This is a genomic window from Methanoplanus sp. FWC-SCC4, assembly GCF_032878975.1.
GTDB lineage: Archaea > Halobacteriota > Methanomicrobia > Methanomicrobiales > Methanomicrobiaceae > Methanochimaera > Methanochimaera problematica.
In genome coordinates this window covers 586,370-606,904 of record NZ_CP043875.1, presented here as the reverse complement: position 1 = coordinate 606,904, position 20,535 = coordinate 586,370, and the positions used below count along the sequence as shown (strand labels likewise).

The 20,535-nt window shown below is 38.0% G+C and carries 20 protein-coding genes; 8 read left to right on the top strand and 12 right to left on the bottom strand.

Annotated features, from left to right (window positions below; all coding sequences use genetic code 11):
- Positions 1 to 64: 64 nt before the first annotated feature.
- The 3 genes from F1737_RS03040 to F1737_RS03030 are packed head-to-tail and all read right to left on the bottom strand — an operon-like array spanning position 65 to position 1,384.
- The gene (locus F1737_RS03040; RefSeq protein WP_317137310.1) at positions 65 to 631 is read right to left on the bottom strand and encodes a manganese efflux pump MntP; all 567 of its coding nucleotides are present in this window, start codon (positions 629 to 631) and stop codon (positions 65 to 67) included.
- 22 nt (positions 632 to 653) lie between these two features.
- Entirely contained in the window at positions 654 to 929 is a 276-nt protein-coding gene (locus F1737_RS03035) for a DUF1894 domain-containing protein (RefSeq protein WP_317137309.1), read from the bottom strand.
- A complete protein-coding gene (locus F1737_RS03030) occupies positions 917 to 1,384 on the bottom strand; it encodes a DUF1890 domain-containing protein (protein WP_317137308.1) in 468 nt (155 codons plus the stop codon). The genes F1737_RS03035 and F1737_RS03030 overlap by 13 nt, the downstream gene beginning before the upstream one ends.
- A 135-nt stretch (positions 1,385 to 1,519) precedes the next feature.
- Here F1737_RS03030 and F1737_RS03025 point away from each other — a divergent pair, with 135 nt between their 5' ends.
- Together F1737_RS03025 and F1737_RS03020 are read left to right on the top strand one after the other, a co-directional pair.
- Positions 1,520 to 1,939, top strand: coding sequence for a GNAT family N-acetyltransferase (locus F1737_RS03025; protein ID WP_317137307.1), 420 nt, complete (start codon positions 1,520 to 1,522; stop codon positions 1,937 to 1,939).
- A 6-nt stretch (positions 1,940 to 1,945) separates the two neighbouring features.
- Entirely contained in the window at positions 1,946 to 2,854 is a 909-nt protein-coding gene (locus tag F1737_RS03020; protein WP_317137306.1) for a DUF2156 domain-containing protein, read from the top strand.
- A gap of 107 nt (positions 2,855 to 2,961) precedes the next feature.
- Here the strand turns inward: F1737_RS03020 and F1737_RS03015 are convergent, their stop codons facing one another.
- From F1737_RS03015 to F1737_RS03000, 4 genes are all read right to left on the bottom strand, one after another.
- On the bottom strand, positions 2,962 to 4,122 hold the full coding sequence (locus F1737_RS03015; RefSeq protein WP_317137305.1) for an aconitase X catalytic domain-containing protein: 1,161 nt from the start codon (positions 4,120 to 4,122) through the stop codon (positions 2,962 to 2,964).
- A 5-nt stretch (positions 4,123 to 4,127) separates the two neighbouring features.
- Positions 4,128 to 5,372 carry a UbiD family decarboxylase gene (locus F1737_RS03010; protein ID WP_317137859.1) on the bottom strand — a complete coding sequence of 415 codons (1,245 nt, stop codon included), beginning with the start codon at positions 5,370 to 5,372 and terminating at the stop codon, positions 4,128 to 4,130.
- Positions 5,365 to 5,916: a UbiX family flavin prenyltransferase gene (locus F1737_RS03005; protein WP_317137304.1), complete on the bottom strand. Its 552-nt coding sequence runs from the start codon at positions 5,914 to 5,916 to the stop codon at positions 5,365 to 5,367. The genes F1737_RS03010 and F1737_RS03005 overlap by 8 nt, the downstream gene beginning before the upstream one ends.
- Before the next feature lie 97 nt (positions 5,917 to 6,013).
- A complete protein-coding gene (locus tag F1737_RS03000) occupies positions 6,014 to 7,219 on the bottom strand; it encodes an HD domain-containing protein (RefSeq protein ID WP_317137303.1) in 1,206 nt (401 codons plus the stop codon).
- Positions 7,220 to 7,487: 268 nt separating this feature from the next.
- Here F1737_RS03000 and cofD point away from each other — a divergent pair, with 268 nt between their 5' ends.
- The 3 genes from cofD (at position 7,488) to F1737_RS02985 (ending at position 10,381) form a co-directional block, all read left to right on the top strand.
- Positions 7,488 to 8,396: a 2-phospho-L-lactate transferase gene (cofD, locus tag F1737_RS02995; protein WP_317137302.1), complete on the top strand. Its 909-nt coding sequence runs from the start codon at positions 7,488 to 7,490 to the stop codon at positions 8,394 to 8,396.
- A 40-nt stretch (positions 8,397 to 8,436) separates the two neighbouring features.
- Positions 8,437 to 9,381: a DUF7544 domain-containing protein gene (locus tag F1737_RS02990; protein ID WP_317137301.1), complete on the top strand. Its 945-nt coding sequence runs from the start codon at positions 8,437 to 8,439 to the stop codon at positions 9,379 to 9,381.
- 112 nt (positions 9,382 to 9,493) lie between these two features.
- Positions 9,494 to 10,381, top strand: a complete 888-nt coding sequence (locus F1737_RS02985; protein ID WP_317137300.1) for a 2-phospho-L-lactate transferase CofD family protein — start codon at positions 9,494 to 9,496, stop codon at positions 10,379 to 10,381.
- On the opposite strand, the gene F1737_RS02980 is transcribed toward F1737_RS02985, so the two are convergent.
- Together F1737_RS02980 and F1737_RS02975 are read right to left on the bottom strand one after the other, a co-directional pair.
- Entirely contained in the window at positions 10,355 to 11,578 is a 1,224-nt protein-coding gene (locus F1737_RS02980) for a hypothetical protein (RefSeq protein ID WP_317137299.1), read from the bottom strand. The genes F1737_RS02985 and F1737_RS02980 overlap by 27 nt on opposite strands.
- A gap of 48 nt (positions 11,579 to 11,626) precedes the next feature.
- Positions 11,627 to 12,076, bottom strand: a complete 450-nt coding sequence (locus F1737_RS02975; RefSeq protein WP_317137298.1) for a universal stress protein — start codon at positions 12,074 to 12,076, stop codon at positions 11,627 to 11,629.
- Between the two features lie 232 nt (positions 12,077 to 12,308).
- On the opposite strand from F1737_RS02975, the gene aspS reads away from it, so the two are divergent.
- Genes aspS through F1737_RS02960 form a run of 3 tightly spaced genes read left to right on the top strand, consistent with a single transcriptional unit; the run spans position 12,309 to position 15,529 of the window.
- Positions 12,309 to 13,598, top strand: a complete 1,290-nt coding sequence (gene aspS, locus F1737_RS02970; RefSeq protein WP_317137297.1) for an aspartate--tRNA(Asn) ligase — start codon at positions 12,309 to 12,311, stop codon at positions 13,596 to 13,598.
- Positions 13,595 to 14,491 carry a methionine synthase gene (locus F1737_RS02965; protein WP_317137296.1) on the top strand — a complete coding sequence of 299 codons (897 nt, stop codon included), beginning with the start codon at positions 13,595 to 13,597 and terminating at the stop codon, positions 14,489 to 14,491. The genes aspS and F1737_RS02965 overlap by 4 nt, the downstream gene beginning before the upstream one ends.
- Before the next feature lie 18 nt (positions 14,492 to 14,509).
- Entirely contained in the window at positions 14,510 to 15,529 is a 1,020-nt protein-coding gene (locus F1737_RS02960; protein WP_317137295.1) for an acyltransferase family protein, read from the top strand.
- Positions 15,530 to 15,550: 21 nt separating this feature from the next.
- Here the strand turns inward: F1737_RS02960 and F1737_RS02955 are convergent, their stop codons facing one another.
- The 3 genes from F1737_RS02955 to F1737_RS02945 form a co-directional block, all read right to left on the bottom strand.
- Positions 15,551 to 16,165, bottom strand: a complete 615-nt coding sequence (locus F1737_RS02955) for an RAD55 family ATPase (RefSeq protein ID WP_317137294.1) — start codon at positions 16,163 to 16,165, stop codon at positions 15,551 to 15,553.
- A gap of 72 nt (positions 16,166 to 16,237) precedes the next feature.
- Positions 16,238 to 17,767: a class I adenylate-forming enzyme family protein gene (locus F1737_RS02950; protein ID WP_317137293.1), complete on the bottom strand. Its 1,530-nt coding sequence runs from the start codon at positions 17,765 to 17,767 to the stop codon at positions 16,238 to 16,240.
- A 180-nt stretch (positions 17,768 to 17,947) separates the two neighbouring features.
- Positions 17,948 to 20,485, bottom strand: coding sequence for a CDC48 family AAA ATPase (locus F1737_RS02945; RefSeq protein WP_317137292.1), 2,538 nt, complete (start codon positions 20,483 to 20,485; stop codon positions 17,948 to 17,950).
- Positions 20,486 to 20,535 lie beyond the last annotated feature (50 nt).

The following is a 20,535-nucleotide window of genomic DNA, read 5'->3' as shown; positions in this document are numbered from 1 at the left end:
AGTATTTTTAAAAATCTTAATGATGAGTGAGTTATTCTATATTGTCACTTAATACCAGGGGAATCTACAAATTTTCAAGCAGGATTTTTACACCAATGACAATAAGGATAATCCCTCCAATAATTTCAGCCCTCTCACCCATTATTTCACCAAATTTTTCTCCCAGGTAAACTCCGGCAAAAGACATTGAAAATGTGACTATGCCAATAATAATAGCTGGTATTAATATCGCCTCGTTTAAAAATGCAAAGGAAAAACCAACTGCAAGAGCATCAATGCTTGTTGCAATTCCAAGAAGTATCAGCATATTTAATGATATTGTACCAGTAATTCCTGAATCCTCACCATTATCAGATAATGCTTCAAATATCATCTTGCAACCAATCGCTGATAATAATATAAATGCTATCCAGTGGGCATAGGAAATTACAAAAGACTGAAACTGTACACCTGTAATCCACCCGATAACTGGCATAAATGCCTGAAAAAATCCGAATGTAGTTCCAAGCTTCAGTGAATTCTTAAATTTTTCAGATTTGTTTAGTGTTTTTGCAGTTCCTGCGGAGACAGAAACAGCAAAAGAATCCATTGAAAGACCAATAGCAATTGCAAGTACAGAAAAAAAACTCATTATTAATATCCTTAAAAAAAGATTATTTTTTGTTTTTTCTTAACCTTGCGGCTTCTTCATCACTTGCCACTTTCACAAGAAATGTACCATGACACGGTTTTGTATATGGGAAAACAAGATCATTTCCATCAACACCAATTGTTATCGGCGGGACACCAATAATATACACGTCAAATATTTTATAACCTGGTTTTACTTCATAAATTTCTTTGAAGTTCTTTTTTATATATTCCCTGCACTCCGAAAAACTTGAATTACGAAGTAAAATTTCATAAGGCAATTTGTCTAAGCATCCCATTTCATCACCCCGTCAATAGAATTTATAAGCGGTTTTGGATTATGTGCTGCAACAGCCACAATTTTTTCACACTCAAATTTTATTTCATCTGACAATTCTTCTGCATTACTCCCGAAAATTACAGGGTAAACATCTGAATCCATTACAGAATCCATTGTTGTGGCGTAAGATACACCTGCATCATTATGAATGAAAACAAAGCACAAAGGATATTTTTCACGTTTTTCTACAATATCCCCTATCGTTTTATCGAGATCCTTAATTGCATCAAAATAATGAGATTCAGGATCAGCATACTTTATCAGCATTCTTGCAGCAGGCGTACCTGCAATATTAACACTGATTCCTTTTTGCTTTAATTTGTAAGCTATGTATAATACTGCTGTTGTCTGTACAGGTACCTGGGGGCATCCCATTACAAGAACTGCAGATTCGATATTATCCAGTTTTCCCATACTATCCCGGTTTTTAAATTGATTTTATACCATATCTAACCTTCCATAATATGCCAAAAAATTAACGGTTTTCCGATTACTATTTATTATTTTAAGTTGAAGGAAAATCCTGAAAATAAAAAAAATCTGATTCAAATGAGTAATGATTCAATTGAAATATTGTTTGTCAGCGAATGGCCGGCAGAGGATATTGTGGAACTTTACCGGCATGGAAACTGGTGGGAAGATGAATGGGACAGTGAAGGAATTAAACCTCTTATAAGTGGAAGTTTCATCTTTGCAGTTGCAGTATTAAAAGATAAAAGAAAGGCAATAGGAATGGGAAGAGTAATCTCAGACAGTGTTTCGGACGGATATATTCAGGACCTTGTGGTGCACAGGGATTTTCGTGGAAAAGGCATTGGTAAAAAAATTCTGAATTCACTTACTGAAGAATGCAAAAAGAGAGGCCTAACATGGATTGGACTCATTGCAGAACCGGATACCGAAAAATTTTACAAATCTGAAGGTTTTTCTGTAATGAAAGATCATATTCCAATGCTTTACGGGAAATGAGAAAATATGCTTGACATCAATGACTTCAAACTGGTAGAGATCAGTGATTACGACTTTTTTAAAAATTTTTATACAAAATATCCACGTCAGCACAGTGACAATTCTTTTACAAATATGATCTGCTGGAATGACTATGCCACATACAAGTATCTTCATATAAATGATGCAGTAATCATTTCAAGCACAATAGAAGGAGAAATTTCATTCAGAGGACCTTTTGGGGATTATGATGATGAACTGCTAAAAGACACGCTGAGGCTTTCAAAAAAATACGGTTCTCATCTTGCTTACCAGATATTTGATGAATATACAAAGAAAAGAATTGAAAAAATAATCCCGGATATTAAAATAAACCCGGACAGGGATTATTATGATTATGTATATAAAACTGAAATTCTAAAAGATCTCCCCGGAAAACATTTTCTTTCAATAAGAAAGCACCTAAATAAATTCAAAAGAGAATGCGACTTTTCTGTTGAACAAATATCACAGGATAACCTGCTTGAAGTCAACGAATTTTTGATAGCATGGTGTAAATGGAAGGAATGCAAAAAAAATCCAATCTTAAACTATGAAAAAAATGCAACTGTTTACGCAGTAAAGCATTTCAAAGAGCTTAAACTATCAGGAATTGCACTAAGAGTTAAAGGAAATATTTCGGCAATTTCAATTTTTGAGGAATTAAACCCTACAACAGTTGTTATTCATTACGAAAAGGGACTACCCGACTGTGAAGGGAACTATAAAGCAGTAAACAATGAAACTGCAAAATTCCTGTACGGAAAATATGAATATATTAATCGCGAATCCGATCTTGGTGTAGGCGGCCTTAGAATTGCAAAGATGAGATACAACCCTGATCACTTTGCAAAAGTTTACTTTATCAGGGCTGAAGATATCCCCGATGATCTGTAATATAAGAATTAACATTTATATCATATAATTCAAAAAAGCATCTTTTATTTTTAAGATCCTGATATTGCCAGGATTCTTTCTTAAAAAATATAAATTATTAATATTTTTTAGCTTATTGCAACACGGACACATTCCTCAGTTGTGCCGATTCTAACATTACAGCCGCACATGTTTGGAACATATGAATATGCTTTTCCTGAATCCACCATCACTGTTTCAAATTTATCCATCGCAGGAGAAACTACAATGCAGGTATCCTCAATTACCCTTGCACCACTTTTTTCGATCTTTGAAACATATTGAAGGTTTGCATCTTTCACACCCTTTGCAACAAAAATATAAAAAGGTCTTTTTACCTTCTCACCATCAAGCAGCATTGCTAGTTTGGCAAGTTCATCAGGTGAACAATGCGGGCATCCGACAGCAACAGCATCAACATCAATATCAGAGAAAAGTGCATCTATTTCAGACTGTTCAATCGTAATTACTTCGGAAGGATCCTGTGAAAAAGTAGGAAGCTTTGTTTCAGGAGTTATTCCTTTGACATGATAAAGGGCAACTGCCCCGGATGCCGCCATTGCAGCTCCAAGGGCCTTTAGCTGATCCCTTGACGGTCTTATGTCCTTAAAGAGGGGTATTTTGTTACCTACAAGTTTTCCGGTAAGGTAACCGATAGCTCCGTAATGATTTGCATGAACACCTTCGCCTTTTTCAACCTCTATTGAAATTCCCGGCATCCTGTTCTTAAAAAGATGCAGGCCATAATTAGGAGTCTTTCCAATCATTGCCGCTGCAAGGGCAGATGGGCCGCCTTCCCTGTTGGTTCTTGCTCCCAAAACGGAATTTGCATAGGATACGGCAGAAGACTCAGACCAGGCAAGATGATCACCATAATTTGTAATATTTAGATAATATGGCGTACAGGTGCACTCTAATTTTATTCCAAGTCTCCTGTACGCATTTATCACTTCTTTTTGATTGTCTGCAAATTCTTTTGAAATGCCTATTTCTTCCCAATTTTCCCGCGGCATGCCGATAGGGTTTAGTACAGACGGAACAGCAACATGTGCATCAAGATTGTTAAGCCATTCAAGCCCCCATTTTCCTATTGTTTTGTAAGATGCGCCACTTATCTGGGCACTTGAGATAGGTACAAGATCCTCAGCACCGAAAACCTTACCCAGTGCAACCAGAATTTCCATCATTTTCTGGCGTGTTTCACCGTATTCACCCGCTAAAATCAGTTCGTCTTCTTTGTCAAGATACATAAATATCAGTCATCCCATGTAGCTCTAATAAATTCATCTTCTTTTCCCATTACCATTGTCGCATCAACACCGACCTTAACATTTAAACCGTCACCAATGCGGCAGGGATCAAGTGAAGAGCCTCTTACTCCTTCAATTACCATTATATCTTTATCCCCTCTTACACGGGTTGCAATTGCATATTCAACATCCTCCATATTGAAAAGATCAATATCCTCATCAACAATAACAACATGCTTTAAAGAGGTATGGGCCGCAAAAGCTGCCATTATGGCATTTTTAGCATCTCCTTCTGTGTTTTTACGAATCTGGACAACACCGTGAAGATAACCACATCCGCCTGTTGTAAGTGAAACATTGCGAACTGTTGTAACTCCTGAAACAGTACGGTAAATTTTTGGTTCATAAGGCATTCCCATTAAGAGCTTATGCTCATTTCCACCCGGAAGAATACCATGATAAATCGGATCATTTTTGATATGCATACCGGTAATTTCTATAACAGGTCCAAGCCTTACAGGGTCATAAGTACCTGTGATATCCACAAATGGTGCTTCATCAACCAATTCAGCTGTTATATACCCCTCAAGTACAATTTCCGCATCAGGAACTTTTACTCCGTTAGGACATTCGTAGACATCAATCTCGCCACCCAGAAGTTCTGCTGCAAAAGGTAGTTCCTTTTCTTCAGGAACACGGGTGCATGATGCAAAAGTTACAGCAGGATGTGCACCGATTATTATTGCAACAGGAAGTTTTTCACCGTCTGCAAGTGCCGCTTTTAAAAGATTATGTGTATGACGCCCTTCAACAAGTCTTGCGGCAAGCCTTTTGTCATCAAGAACAAGCATCCTGTGAATAGAGGCGTTAGTTATACCCTTATATTCAGAAAATACTATGGCAGACGTAAGATATTTGCCTGCATCCTTTGGGAAATGTTTCATTATAGGAAGGGAATACAAATCAGGATGGTGCATCTGAAGTTTTCCGGCAGATTTTAGATTTCCATTGTATTCAGCCTTTGAAAGATTCTGAACAGTTTGATCTTCAGAGTAACCAAGAGCAAGTGAAAGAGCTTTCCTGCTTGCAGTAACATTCATAACAGCCCTGTGTTTACGGTCGAGTTTATGGAAAAATACAAGTTTATCCGTCTTAGAAGCAATTTTTGGAGCTTCAAAAATGGACGAAACCTCATCTTCTATGTCAACAACCAAACCCTCTTCTCTCATTTTTTCTATAAAATCACGCATCATATCCACTCCATCGTTTACCTATATTGTGTTCAACTCCCAGATGATCAAGGGCTCTTGCAACAACCATGTCGACAAGATCATCTATTGTTTTTGGCTTATTGTAAAATCCCGGACTCATAACCATTATTGTCGCACCGGACTCTGTCAGATTCAGCATATTTTTCAGATGTATTCTTGAAAACGGCATCTCTCTTGGCATCAGGATACATTTTCTCCCTTCTTTAAGACAGACATCTGCAGCTCTTGTAATAAGATTGTTAGAAAATCCCGCACTTATTGCCGCAAGGGTCTTCATACTGCACGGGATGATAACCATACCATCATATTTAAAAGAGCCGCTTGCAATATCCGCAAACATATCATTTTCATCTACATAGACCGCATTAAACCCGGAAAGATCCACTTCCTCATAATCAGCTATTTTTTTGGCAATGTCTGAAATTACTACTGAAACATCGGCCTTATCTGTGAGGACCTCAAGAAGTCTTCTTGCATAAATTATCCCACTTGCACCGGTTACTGCCACGACATACTTTTTCATAAGATTTTAGTTCCCCCTTTTGATTCCAAATTTTTTAGAAATAATTCATAATACACTTTTTTCATAACTCCTGCCACAATTGAAAACAATATGCTGTCTATATAATTAGTTTGTCCTGCTTTGTTGGTTTTTCTATATTTAATATTTCATATGCCGCTTCCTCAACAATCCTCCTGTTATCGGGAGTTGTATATATGCCAAGACGCCACTGTTGCTTTCTTGTCTCATTGAGGGTTTTTGTTAAAGGAGAAAGGCTTTCCAGAGACAACAGATCATTATGGTTTCTAACCTGAACTTCTATTGACATGGATGATGGCAGAGCGGGTATGTCTACAAGCACCTTTTCATCAGGCAGACCTGTTGCCTCACAAACCACCGCTGCTATGCTGTCCTCATCTTTAAGAGAAATCACTTTTAAAAGGGATGAATACTTTACCTGATCCATCCCCACGTAGATCGCTCTTTTATAGAGATTTCGTTGATAAAGTGATTTCATGAGTCTTTTTGAAACATCAGAAGCGGAATTTGAGATCTCCATAAAAAAGGATCCGTCATAAAGATTTAACAGATACTCGGTATTCTCAAATCCTATTGATTTTAAATGTTCTATTGCTGCCTTTTTTACCATCGCCTCTGCAATTCTGCTTACATGATGAAAATATACAGCAGGCCTCATTAGTGTTCTTGCAATAAGCAGTGACTCCGCGGCATTAATCCCGTTCTCTTTTAATACAAGACCTTTATCCGTAATTATTGAACTTCTAATCAGGCGATGTGCATCTACTGTCCCATATGGAACTCCCGTATAATGTGCATCACGCAGGAGGTAGTCCATTCTGTCAACATCAAGGTCGCCATGAATTATTCCCGCAAGATTGTGTTCTCCCTCAATCATAGAACAAATTTCTGCCGGTTCGATGCCGATTCTAAAAAGCTCCTCTGCAACCGGCCCCTCAGTAACCAGGTGTTTTATTTCCTGATGACTCCTTTTTGTATATTTCTCCATAATCCCTTCTGTTGCGTGGGAATATGGCCCATGTCCTATATCATGCAAAAGTGCCGAGACTGTAACAAGCATTACATCTTCAGAAGATAGATTCAGACTCTGACTCATAAGACGTGCAAGGTGCATTGTACCAAGAGAATGCTCAAATCGGGTATGGTTTGCACCCGGATATACCATGTGGGAAAAACCAAGCTGCTTGATATACCTTAATCTCTGAACAGGTACTGAATCAAGAAGTGGAAGAATTCTTTCATCCACTTCAACATAACCATGAACAGGATCTTTTATTATTTTCATCTGAAAAGCCGACCCGCCTTAAATTTTTGTCCAATGAACAAAAATGTTCATTAGTTAATTCATTTATCAATCAAATATACATTATGATAAATGTATTGCATGAATATCTGTAAAAAAAGTTTATGAATTATATTTAGATAATCATCAATAAACAAGGACAATCCTGTCCCTTCAAAATATTATTATTTTTCTTACAGAAAAGGAATTATTTAACAAAACACTGATTCTGCAGGATATATTAAGTATTACTTTCATAACCAGAATTATAATGAAGATTACTTTCCTTTCCGGGGGTACAGGCACACCAAAACTAATCCGTGGCTTTAGAAATCATCTTCAGGATGATGAAATTTCCGTTATTGTAAACACTGCAGAGGATATGTGGATATACGGAAGTCACCTTTCACCTGATATTGACACTGTTATGTATCTTTTTGCAGGACTTTTGAATACAGATACATGGTGGGGCATTAAGGGAGACACCACAATAACAAATGACTTTCTTAAAGAAATCGGGGAAGACACCTATCTGACAATGGGTGATCGCGATCGTGCGATAAATATTGCAAGAGGAAGAATGTTAAAATCAGGTATTTCTCTAACAAAGTCCACAAAACAGATCTGCAGGAGTCTTAATATTTCAGCCAATATCATCCCTATGGCTGATTCAGAAATAACAACAAACATAAAAACCAATTCCGGCTTAATTCACTTTCAGGAATTCTGGGTTAAACACAGAGGAAAAATTCCAATTAAAGAAATTGTAAGATACTACAAGACCGAACCTGTTGCCACTAAAGAGGCAGTCTCAGCAATCAAAGAGGCTGATCTTGTAATAATCGGGCCATCAAATCCTGTTACAAGCATATCGCCAATACTTGAATGCAAAGGAATTAAAGAAGCACTGAAAGAAAAATATGTCATTGCGATAAGTCCTTTTATTGGAAACGAACCTATAAGCGGACCTGCAAAAGAACTTATGGAGGCATGGAATTTACCTCCCACTTCAAAAGGAACTTTTGAATTATACAAAGATTTCATTGATCTTTTTATTCAGGACGTAAGAGACAGTGAAATAATCAAAAACGCCATTAAATTTGATACACTTATGATAAATGAGGAAGTAAGCAGCAGACTTGCAGAGGATATTCTAAAAGTATTCAGGGAAAAGATCTGACCTCTATATTTATTACCATCCTCTTCACAGTTTATTTAAGATGTCAGATTACTTTGCATTTTCAAGCATAGATGATGCAATATCAAAAACAAAAGCATTATTGTGGCCATTTAACTGGAGCATATGGTTAAGGATTGCAATAATATCATTTTTTGTTGGGGGGATATCCGGAATAAATCCATTCCAGTTTACCAGTCCCTCAGGAAACGGTTCCATAGATAGTGCAGGCATTAATGAAATAATGAATATAATGCCGATTATTATTGCCATAACTGCACTGATAATCTTCCTTGCCCTGATATTTGGTTATCTTTCAAGCGTATTCCAGTTTGTATTTGTAGATTGTCTTTCCAAAGAAGAATTCACATTAAGAAAATTCTTCAGGCAGGAGCTTGGAAGAGGAGCAAGACTTTTTGCATTTCAGATTTTGCTTGCAATCGCCTTTGTTGCAATAATCATAATAGCCGGTCTGCTGATGTTTGCAGGAATCTCAGGCTTTGGTGATATACCAAACACAGCAATATTGGGAGCGATTATATCGGTATTCTTATTGGTATTTCTTTTATCAATCCCGGTTCTTATTGTAACATTATTCACAATCGACTTTGTTGTTCCTATTATGATCAGGGAAAACTGCGGGATAATAGAAGGCTGGAAGCACTGCTGGAGTGTTATGAAAAAAGACTGGTGGCAGACGATTGTCTATCTGGTTATGAAAATTATCCTCTCAATTGTTGTAATGCTCCTTATGTTCATTGCAATAATGATCGCCGCCCTGATTATCGCTATACCATTCTTCATACTGGCGCTTTTGGCTTTGGGTTTTGCTGCAGGTGAGGCTGCATTTGTTCTCCTTTTGATTGTATTTATAATACTTTTAATTCCGGTCGCACTATTAATGAGTGTGCCTTTTGCAACATTTCTGAAATATTACAGCCTTGATGTTCTTGGGAAAATGGAACCAAATTATAAAATGATAGAATAAAAACAATTTTTTAAACCAAAACAATCATATCATAATTTCACCCTCTTTTCCAAATTCCGAAATATCGGTTTCAAATGAATTTATCTCTGTATAACCAGATATTTATACAAAAATGATTACATTCATCTCCGGCGGTCCCGAATCCTTAAAATTAATAAGAGCTTTTAGAACAATCCATTATGATAATGAAATATCCGTTATCGCCAATACATCAGACAATATCTGGATGAGTGGAAATCTTGTATCTCCTGATCTGTATGATTTAATCTTTCTTTTTTCAGGCATCCTGAATACAGCAAAGTGGTCAGGAATAAAGGGAGACACTTATTCAACAGGAAACTTTTTGACCAAAATTCACAGAGATGAATTCTATCCTGTCGGGGATAAGGAAAGATCATTACATATCGCGATAAGCGATCTCTTAAGGGATAAAAAGAATCTTACGCAGGCCAGTGAAATACTCTGTCAGAATTTAAAAATAACATCAAAAATCCTGCCTGTTTCAAATTCACGCTATTCATCATATGTATCTGTTGATGAGGAAACAATGCATGTCCTTGAATTCAGGCAAAGATTTAAAGAAGACAGGGACATGGAAAACAGGGCATCTGTTAATCTGGATTTTTTCAAAAAACCCATAATAACAAAAGATGTATCAGATATTATTAAACAAAGTGATGCTGTCATCGTAGGACCCGGCAGATTTAATACTACAATATCCCCCATTCTCGCATGTGAAGGAATGATTAAAGCACTAAAGAATAGTTTTACGATCGCATTTCCTCCGGATTTGCCTGAAGATTTTTGTACTGATAAATACCCGTCACTTCTAAAAATAACAGAGAAATACAATTCCTTCTCAGACATTTCTGTGAAAAACATCAGGGAAGACAAAACGGAAAAGGATGTTATTTATCTTGATACAACCCTTTCCTCCAGAAACAGGGCAGAATCTCTGGCATGGGATCTTCTTTCAGTTATCAGAAGCCAGAGCCATTAAATCATTCAGGAAATCCATAACATCAAAAATCATATCTTTTGTTTTACCAAGAATCTTCAGGAAACTTTCCACATTGACATCGGAATGGAGGATTTCATCAATATCATCTAATTCCCCCGTGTTTGTTATGGACACAGAATTAGAAGGATTTTGAGTATCATGATTTTTGGTTGCCGCAGGTATCAAATTTGAATTATCAGGTGTTGGGACGTCAAGACCAAGTTTGTTATTAAGACTTATAGCATAACTATAAGCCTCATCCGCTTTTTTTGCGGCCTGATCTGCGTAAATTCTCGTCTGATCATAATTCTTTATTAGAAACTTATCTTCAGCAAGAACCAGAATAGTTCTTGCATTATCATTGTATGATTTTATAACCCAAACGCGTGAATCTTTTAAAAGTCCCTTATTGTTCTCAAAATAATCAACCATTGAATCAACAGATTCTACCTTTCTTTTCACTTTATCTATTGAATTTTTTGCAGATTCCACATCCAAAATACTTTTTGCTTCATCAATACGGGCATGCCCCAAAGAAAGATAACTGCTTTTTTGAGAGGTTTCAGAATATTTTGCAGCTGATATTGCATTTAATGCATCCAAATATTTTATTTTGGCAGATTTAACATCAGCCCCTGTTTCACGCAAAATATCGATTTCTTTCCTTAGAGATTCAAGATCGTTTTCTAACCTGTTTTGAAGGATATCAAGATCACCGGGGTTGATAAATATTTTCTCAACACTATTTTTTGAGACCTCCTCTCCCACTGCATTGTAGTGAATAACTTCCAAAACACTATAATTTGCAGTCCCTGATACCTCCGGAACTGTTCCGGTCAGGTTAACCTCCACCTGTGTCTGATAAGTACGTGGATAATAAAGCTGAAATCCTGATATTGTTTCATACCTGCCAAATCTTTTTGGCATCTCCTGTCTGGCACCATCAATTACTGTTGCAAACTGCCATTTTGGACTTAGAAGATCTGTATATAACTGAAGAGATTCTGCATCAGAATCAAAATCATACTGCACAGTATAATGAACAAAGGTTTCCTGTCCTGGTGCAAGATCACCTTCAGGATTTACATAACCCCATATTTGTGTTCCATCTCCTGCAGAGACGACAAATGGCAAAATTAAAAGTGCAAAGAATATTGATAAAAAAATTATTACAGTTTCCGGTTTTAAGCAGCTCATTATTAAATTTTAATTGTTCTTTTTGAAAATATAAAGGGTTTGTCAGTCTTACCTCACAAGAAGAGTTGTTTTTCCGCTGTTCTTAACAACCGCCGAACTTACACTTCCAAGAACCATTCTTTCAAGATTGCTTTTGCCCTTGGTTCCCAGAATTATAAGATCAATACCCTTTTCCTCTGCAAACGAGATGATCTCATCTCTTGGATCTCCAAACAATCTGTGCGCAATAAAATTCACTTCACTATCACGGGCCGTCTCCTCAGCAGAAGTAAGTACTCTTTCGGCCTCTTTTACAAGAATTTCATTTGCAAGATCAAAACCTGCGATCTGGGGAGTTTTGGTTCCTGAATCAAACATCATCTGGTGTGTAATTATATGCTGTACCACATATACTGCATGAAGCTCTCCTCCCCTGAGTTTTGTTTCCTGAACTGCAACCTGCAAAGCTTTTTCAGACTGTGCAGAGCCATCAAGAGCAACCATTATTTTCTTTATCATAACGAATACATCCCTAGCATATATTATATAAAAAGTATATTCATCAGGATTATATTTTATGATTACGATGAAACCAAAGAAAAAATACTAAAGATTATCAAAATATTTTCCAAAAAAATTCATCAAATATAAATTAAGAATACCCAATTTTTGGTAAATTGTTTTCATGATTAATCGGATGCAGTGCAAAACAAAAATAAGAGTTTAGAACACACACTATTGCAGATATTTTATGAGAATTTCACTGAAAGAAGTAACAGCAGAAACTGAGACTGCAGAGGTCATAGGATGGGTACATGAAGTACGTGACCTTGGCGGACTCTCTTTTTATATATTAAGAGACAGAACAGGATTTTTACAGGCAACTGTCGTTAAGAAAAAAGCACCTGAAGCAGTCTTAGAAGCTGCAAAGGAAGTTTCACGCGAATCTGTTGTAAAAATCTCCGGTACAGTAAAACCAACCGAAAAAGCTCCGGGCGGAAGAGAACTAATTCCGGATTCTTTTGAGATCATCAGCAAAGCAGAAACACCCCTTCCGCTTGATGTTTCGGAAAAAGTTCTTGCTGAAGTAGAAACAAGACTTGACAACCGCTACCTTGATGCAAGAAGACCAAAGGTAGGGGCAATATTTCAGATAAGAAGTGCTGTAACACACGGAATTAATGATTATTTCTTCAACAACGGTTTCATAAACATCAATACGTCAAAGATTGTTGCTGCAGCGACCGAAGGAGGAACAGAATTATTCCCTATTGCATACTTTGAAAAAGAGGCTTTCTTAAACCAGAGTCCACAGCTCTATAAACAGATGATGATGGCAGCAGGTTTTGAAAAAGTGTTTGAGATTGCTCCAATATTCAGGGCAGAAGAACACAACACTACAAGACACTTAAACGAAGCCACATCTATTGATGTTGAATTCTCTTTTGCAGATCATAATGATGCAATGGATCTTTTGGAAGATGTTGTAATTGCAGCATATGAAAATGTTGAGAAAAACTGCAGTGATGAAATTGCAACACTCGGAATTGATTTTGAGATTCCAAAAAAGTCATTCCCCAGAATATCATATGCCGAGGCAATAGATATTGCAGCAGCAAGAATTGAAGAAGACATAGGATACGGAGATGACCTCTCAACCGCTGCAGAGCGTGCAATCGGAGAGGAAATGGGTGTCCACTACTTCATCACCGACTGGCCAACGGCAATAAAACCATATTACGCAATGCCATACGAAGACGAACCTGAAATCTGCAAGGCATTTGATATGATGCATCCAAGAATGGAACTTTCAAGCGGTGCACAGCGTGTTCATCAGCATGATCTCCTTGTTGAACAGATTCAGAGCAAAGGTTTATCTCCTGAAAGCTTTGAATTTTACTTAAAGCCGTTTAAATACGGCATGCCGCCTCACGCAGGATGGGGAATGGGAATGGAGCGTTTAATTATGACTATGCTCGACCTTCCAAACATCAGAGAAGCTGTTCTCTTCCCGCGTGACCGTCACAGAGTTACACCATGACGATAGTTAGAAAACTTCTTCCGACAACCGTTGTCGGAAGTTATCCGGCAGTTAGAGGAAAGGGTTTAAAATCAATCATAAACCCTTTTGCAGGAGCTCTCGAAACAGCTGTTTCTGATCAGATCAATGCAGGAATTGACATTATATCCAGCGGACAGATCCGTGGAGATATGATTACATCATTTACATCCCAGATACCTGGCATTAAAAATCAGACAGTGTCAGGTCCGGTATTGCCATCTCCAAAGGCAATTACAGCAGATGACACCAGATATGCCTTATCCAGACATCCTAAAGTAAAAGCCATGCTTGCAGGACCATCTACAATTTCTCATGCTCTTAAAATTGAAACACCAAATTATCGAAACCGTGATGAACTTGTACTTGATCTCGCCCAGGTTATTGCATCAGAAGCATCAAAGCTCGAATCACTAGGAATAACAATATTCCAGATTGATGAACCCATATTATCAACAGGCATTGCCAATATGAATACAGCTTATGAGGCAGTTAACGCAATTACCGGAGTTCTGCGTGTCCCGACATGCCTTCACATCTGTGGAAATATTGAAAACGTACTTGATGATGTGTTAAAATTCCCGGTAGACATTCTTGACTTTGAATTTTCATGCAACAAAGATAATCTCGAAGCCGTCTCTAAAAAAGAAATTGCAGACAAGCAGATCGGTTTTGGTGCAGTTGACTCCTCTGATACTGAAATAGACAGTATGGAAACAATTGTTAAACGCATCGAAAAAGGTGTTGATATATTCGGACCTGAAAAACTTTTAATCGATCCTGACTGCGGACTGAGGATGCACACAAGGGAAGTTGCTTTTGCCAAACTAAAAAATATGGTATCTGCAACAGACAAAGTCCGATCTGAATTATAAAAAATGTGAGTCATTTAAATGGATGAACGTTTTACAAACAATTTTGACATTTTAAGATTTTTTGCAGCGGCAACAATTATTTTTTCGCACTCTTTTGCACTGATTCTTGGTTATTCAAATGTATTCCTGTTTGACTGGCATCTTTTAATAGGACAGTTGGGACTTGCAACACTACTTGTAATAAGCGGTTATCTTATTACCCAGAGCTGGGAGAGAAAACCGGATTTGAAAAGATTTTTCTGGAAAAGAAGTCTGAGAATTTTTCCGGGAATGATATTATCAATTGTTTTTGTAATGTTTCTAATTGGCCCGCTTGTGACAAACATGAGTATAAACCAGTACTTTGAATCACTTTTTAATCCGTCAACTTGGGCAGCAATTCCTTTCTATACAAACGGGGCCATACTGGGAATTTTTACTGACAATCCTGTAACTTATGTAAACGCCCCGTTCTGGACAATTCCCGTGGAATTCATCCTCTACATACTAATAGTGTTTTTGGGAATTACGGGACTTTTGATGAGAAGGAAATGTCTTTTCCCCTTCATGTTTTCAGTTCTGCTCCTCTGGCTTATGTGGTATGAAAACCCTGCACTCAACAAAATAAGATTCGTCCTCTACTTCCTTATCGGAGCTTATCTCTACACAAAAAGAGAAACAATCGGGTTTAAATGGTGGATTCTGGCAGCATTATGGATACCGGCAATTCTCTCATACGGGACAATATTTATGTTCTTCTTTGCATTCTTTGCAATACCATATACCGTTTTGTACATCGCAAATATACCGTCAAAGAAACTCAACAGTTTTGGAAAATTCGGGGATTTTTCATTCGGCATGTATATTTTTGGATATCCTCTGCAGCAGACCATTATTCACTTTTTCCCGGGAATCGGCATAGGTGCATTGATCGGACTTTCATTTCTTATTATAATACCTGTTTCAATCCTTTCATGGCATCTCGTTGAAAAAAGAGTTTTAACACTAAAAAATACAGATTTTTTCGTGAATAAATCAATAGAAAAACAAAATATATAATTTTTTTATTTTTTTAAGAATTCAAACGACCCTTGCTGTTGTTGAAAGTTCAATTCCGTCTGCCATTATATTATACGGGTATGCCCTTCTCGGTACATCTTCACCCGGTATTTTATTTATTGCAAGAGTTCTTTCGATCTCACTTCCGTGCATCAAATCTGTGAGTGATATAAAAATATCCGCAGAACGCATTATTTTTGTTTCATCCTGCGGAGAATGAATACCCCTGTACAATGTCATCATAATATTTCCGCCGGAATTTAGTATGGCCTCAGATCCTTTTGTTAAAATGGAAACTGCTTCTTTAATGCCATATTTTTCAATAATTGAAGACAGTGAATCCACCACAACCCAGTTTCCTTTCATCCCGGACTGTATCTCTTCTATTGATAAATCACCGGCCGGAATCATTCCCTCTTCGCACTTTCCATCAATCATAAAATATGTACTTTCACCTGATTTATCAGCAAGCCAGAACTGGTGGGCAAAGCGATCACAACCTGAGAGAGCGTCGCCGTATATTATTACTGTTTTTCCTTTTGGAATGCCTCCTCCCAGTTGAAAATCAAGACCGACAACTCCTGTAGATCTCTTATGATCACCAATGGAAGTTATCACTTCGATTTCTGCTACCATCTGGTTAATAAATGAGATTTATTCAAATAAATAGATATCCGTAAATTAAAGGATTTTTTTATAAAAAAGTGTTTAATTACAATCTCTGCAATAATCATCCCTTAGTTGACGACGCAGAAGTTTCCACTGGTTTACACGGGGAAGAATATCTACAAAAATATATTCTCTCGGGACTTTGTAGCCTGCAAGTCTTTCCTTTGCAAAATTTTTCAATGCCTCCTTATCAGGTTTTTTGCCAGTCCTTAGAACAACCGCTGCAACAGGGATTTCACCTCTGTGTGAGTCAGGACAGCCGAAAATTGCAATATCATCAATATCAGGGTGTTCTATCATTGCTTTTTCAACCTCGGTCGGATAAATTTTCCAGCCTGACATTACAATCATGTCTTTTTTGCGATCTGTTATTGCAACCATGCCACTATCATCAATATATCCAATATCTCCTGTTAAAAACCATCCTTCAGGCAAAAAGACACTTCTGGTTTCTTCTTCCATTTTCCAGTAGCCTTTTGCAACTGCCGGACCGCGAAGGGCAATCTCCCCAATCTCTCCAACGGACAGTTCTTCCAAAGCATCATTTACATCAACAATTTTTACCTCAGAATACCCGACAGGTCTGCCAACACTTCGAAATTCATCAGCTCTTTCATAGTCACATGGTCTGATTGCAGTGCCTGTTCCTACAACAATTGTTTCTGATAATCCGTATGCATTTACGACAGGAACACCAAAACGACTGTAAAATTCTTTCCAGATACTTGGGTGAAGAGGACCTCCCCCGCTTATCATCTCTCTTACACAAGCAAAAACAGATTCAGTACCGGGAGATGTTTTCAACAATGAATGTATGACAGGAGGCATTGCTGCAACAACGGTTGCCTTATATTCAGCAATATAAGAGATGTATTTTTCAAGTTCAAATCTCTCCAGAATTATCCATGTTGCACCGGACTTAAGAGCCGAAATACCCCATGAAACACCAACATGGGCCATCGGATAGATTCCAAGGTAAATATCTTCAGAATTAAAACCCAAAAGCTCTTTTTCCGCATCCATTGCAGCAATCCAGTTTCCATGAGTAAGCATTGCCCCTTTTTGCTTCCCGGTAGTGCCGGACGTGTACTGAAGCTGGCATAGATCATCTGAATCACAATAAACTGCCCTGAATTCATTAGAGGCTGAAGAAACGATATCATTCCATTCATTGTTTCCAATTGTTAGAACCAAAATATCAGATGATATTTCCGCTGATGCCCTTTCTGCAACATCTCCGGAGTTAGTGTCAGTTATTATTGCACATGAATCAGAGTCTTTAAGCATGTAAGAAACCTCTGACTCTTTTAACACAATATTTAATGGAACTGATATAGCTCCTATTCTCCATATTGCAAAGTAAAACAATAGATATTCAGGTATTGCAGGAAGATAGATGCATACCCGGTCACCTTTTTTTACCCCGTAAGATGACAGAATATTTGCATAACGGTTTACAGTATCAAGAATACCCGCATATGTATAAATCCTGTTTTCCGATGGAAAGATCAATGCATCCTTATTGTATATTTTAGAGTTATTATCGAGAAATGTTGTACAGTTTGACAATATTTTTATCCTCCGTATTTATCTGCATCATATACGAATTACAGATCTTCAATGTATTTTTTTGTCCATTACAGCATAATAATTGTGATAAGTTTTTACACAAAAAGAAAAACTGCAATCAGAAATAAAATTATTATCCAAAATAAGAAAATACTGCTCAGGATAAATACTAAAAAATTATTATTGGTATTCAACAGGCTGAACCTGAGCAGGGAGTCCGCCTTTGAAATGCTGTTTTATTCTTGAATACTGCTCCCTCAGCCTTTCATTCATCATTGGATGAACTTTTTTAAGAGCTTTATTGAAATGTACTTCTGAAATCGAGGCAGAACCATCACGCATAGCAAACATTGCCGCTTCACGGCACAAAAGCTCAAGATCTGATCCTACATAACCAGCAGTTTTCTTTGCCAGTTTATCAATAAGCTCGTCTCTTTTTGGGTCATTTATATAAAGAGCATTTTCCTGAAGCCCTGATACTATCAGTTTTCTTCTACGCAGGGCGGAAATCACCGATCCCGTTTCCTTTTCAACAATTCCAAAGCGGGATTTTAGCTCATCTGCGTTTATTGTTCTGTTTATCGAGATATCCTTCTTTTTTCCAATCTCTTCAAAAGCATTTTCAAATGCACTTTCATCAAACAATTTTGTAAAATCAATTAATTCTTCAATGACTGATCCTTCAATCGGCATATGTCTGGAATGAATCTGAAGAATCTTTTTCCGGGATATTTCGTCCGGTTCACCAACATACACAAGTCTGTCAAACCTCCCTGCACGAAGGAGCGCAGGATCTATCATATCCGGACGGTTTGTCGCACCCATCACAACAACCCCTGTCATATCTTCAAGTCCGTCAAATTCAGTCAGAATCTGGTTTACAACGCTCTCAATTACATGAGTGTCAGAACTTCCTCTGGCAGGCGCAAGCGCATCAAGTTCATCAAAGAAAATTATTGAAGGAGACACCTGGCGGGCTTTCCGGAAAATTTCACGAACAGCACGCTCACTTTCACCAACCCATTTTGAAAGAAGCTGGGGACCTCTTACAGGTATGAAATTTGCTCCGCTTTCATTAGCAACCGCTTTTGCAATCAGTGTTTTTCCGGTTCCGGGAGGTCCGTATAGAAGAACTCCCTTTGGAGGTTCAATACCTAAGTTCTCAAACCTGTCACGGTGTATAAGGGGATACTCAACAGCTTCTCTGACTTCTTCTTTCTCTTCCTTTAATCCTCCAACATCGCCCCATGTAATATGCGATACTTCCAAAAACACTTCACGCATGGCACTTGGATTTATTTCACGGAATGCATCACGGAAATCACTTAATTTAATCTCCATTGATTCAAGTATTTCCTGAGGAACTTCATCCGTCTCAAGATCAATAATTGGAAGATATCTTCTAAGTGCCCTCATTGCAGCTTCACGCGCCAGTGCAGCGAGATCAGCACCTACAAATCCATTCGTCTTTGAGCCAAATTCCTCCAGCATCTTCTCACGAACTCTGTGCACTTCATCATCAATCTGCTTGAGCTCTTTTTCAAGAGTGATCTTTTCAGTTCCTGATGAACAATTGAATTCATTTCTCTTTAAGATAAGACGGTTTTCACCCTCTATCGGCATTCCACGAGTATGGATCCTTAGAATTTCAATTCTGTCTTCCTCACTCGGGGCACCAATCTCGATCTCCCGGTCAAATCTGCCGGGACGGCGAAGAGCCTGATCAATTGCATCAAGACGGTTGGTAGCGCCAATTACAACTACCTGTCCTCTTTCCTCAAGACCGTCCATCATTGTCAGAAGCTGGGCTACAACCCTTCTTTCGACTTCACCGGTTACATCTTCACGTTTTGGTGCAATTGAGTCAAGTTCATCAATAAAAATTATCGCAGGAGCATTCTCTTCAGCTTCATCGAAAATTTCCCTTAAACGCTGCTCACTCTCACCGTAATACTTTGATATAACCTCAGGACCTGCAATAGAGATAAAATGTGCACCGCTTTCATTTGCAACAGCCTTGGCTATAAGAGTTTTTCCGGTACCAGGGGGCCCGTACAAAAGAACTCCTTTGGGAGGGTCAATTCCAAGTTTTCTAAAAAGCTCGGGATGACGCATAGGAAGCTCAATTGTCTCCCTGACATTCTGGAGCTCGCCTTTCAGACCACCGATATCCTCATAGGATATCATTTTTAAGCCCTCAAATCCTGCTGCCGGTTTATCAGAAAACTCAATATCAGTATCCTTGTTAATAATTACAGCATTTTCAGGTTCAATGTGAACAACTTTAAAAGCAACACTCTGCGGCTGCATGAATGGCAGCCCGGCAGAAACAGGCACACTATCACCTTTTACAACAGGGAAGTCAATCAGTCTTGAAACCGCGCTGTTATAATTTATAGGAAGCTGTTTTGGAAGATCTTCAGGCGGTGCCAGTATTACATGCTCAGCTGCGACAACATCTTTTACAGGAGAAATGTCTACCTTGTCTCCGATGCTAACCTCGGCATTTAACCTGATATAATTATCAATACGTACTTTTTCCTGATTCCAGTCATTGACAAGCATTCTCCAGACTTTTGCTACTGTCCTCTTTTTGCCGTCAATATAGACCAGATCTCCGGGAGATAAATGGAGATGAAGCATGGTCTCAGGATCAAGCCTTGCCCTGCCTCCGCCCTGATCCTCGGGATATGCACTATCTACTTTTAGACAAATCATAAGTCCACCTTAACACTCATATATGCTCTCGCTTATATGTACTTGTTACT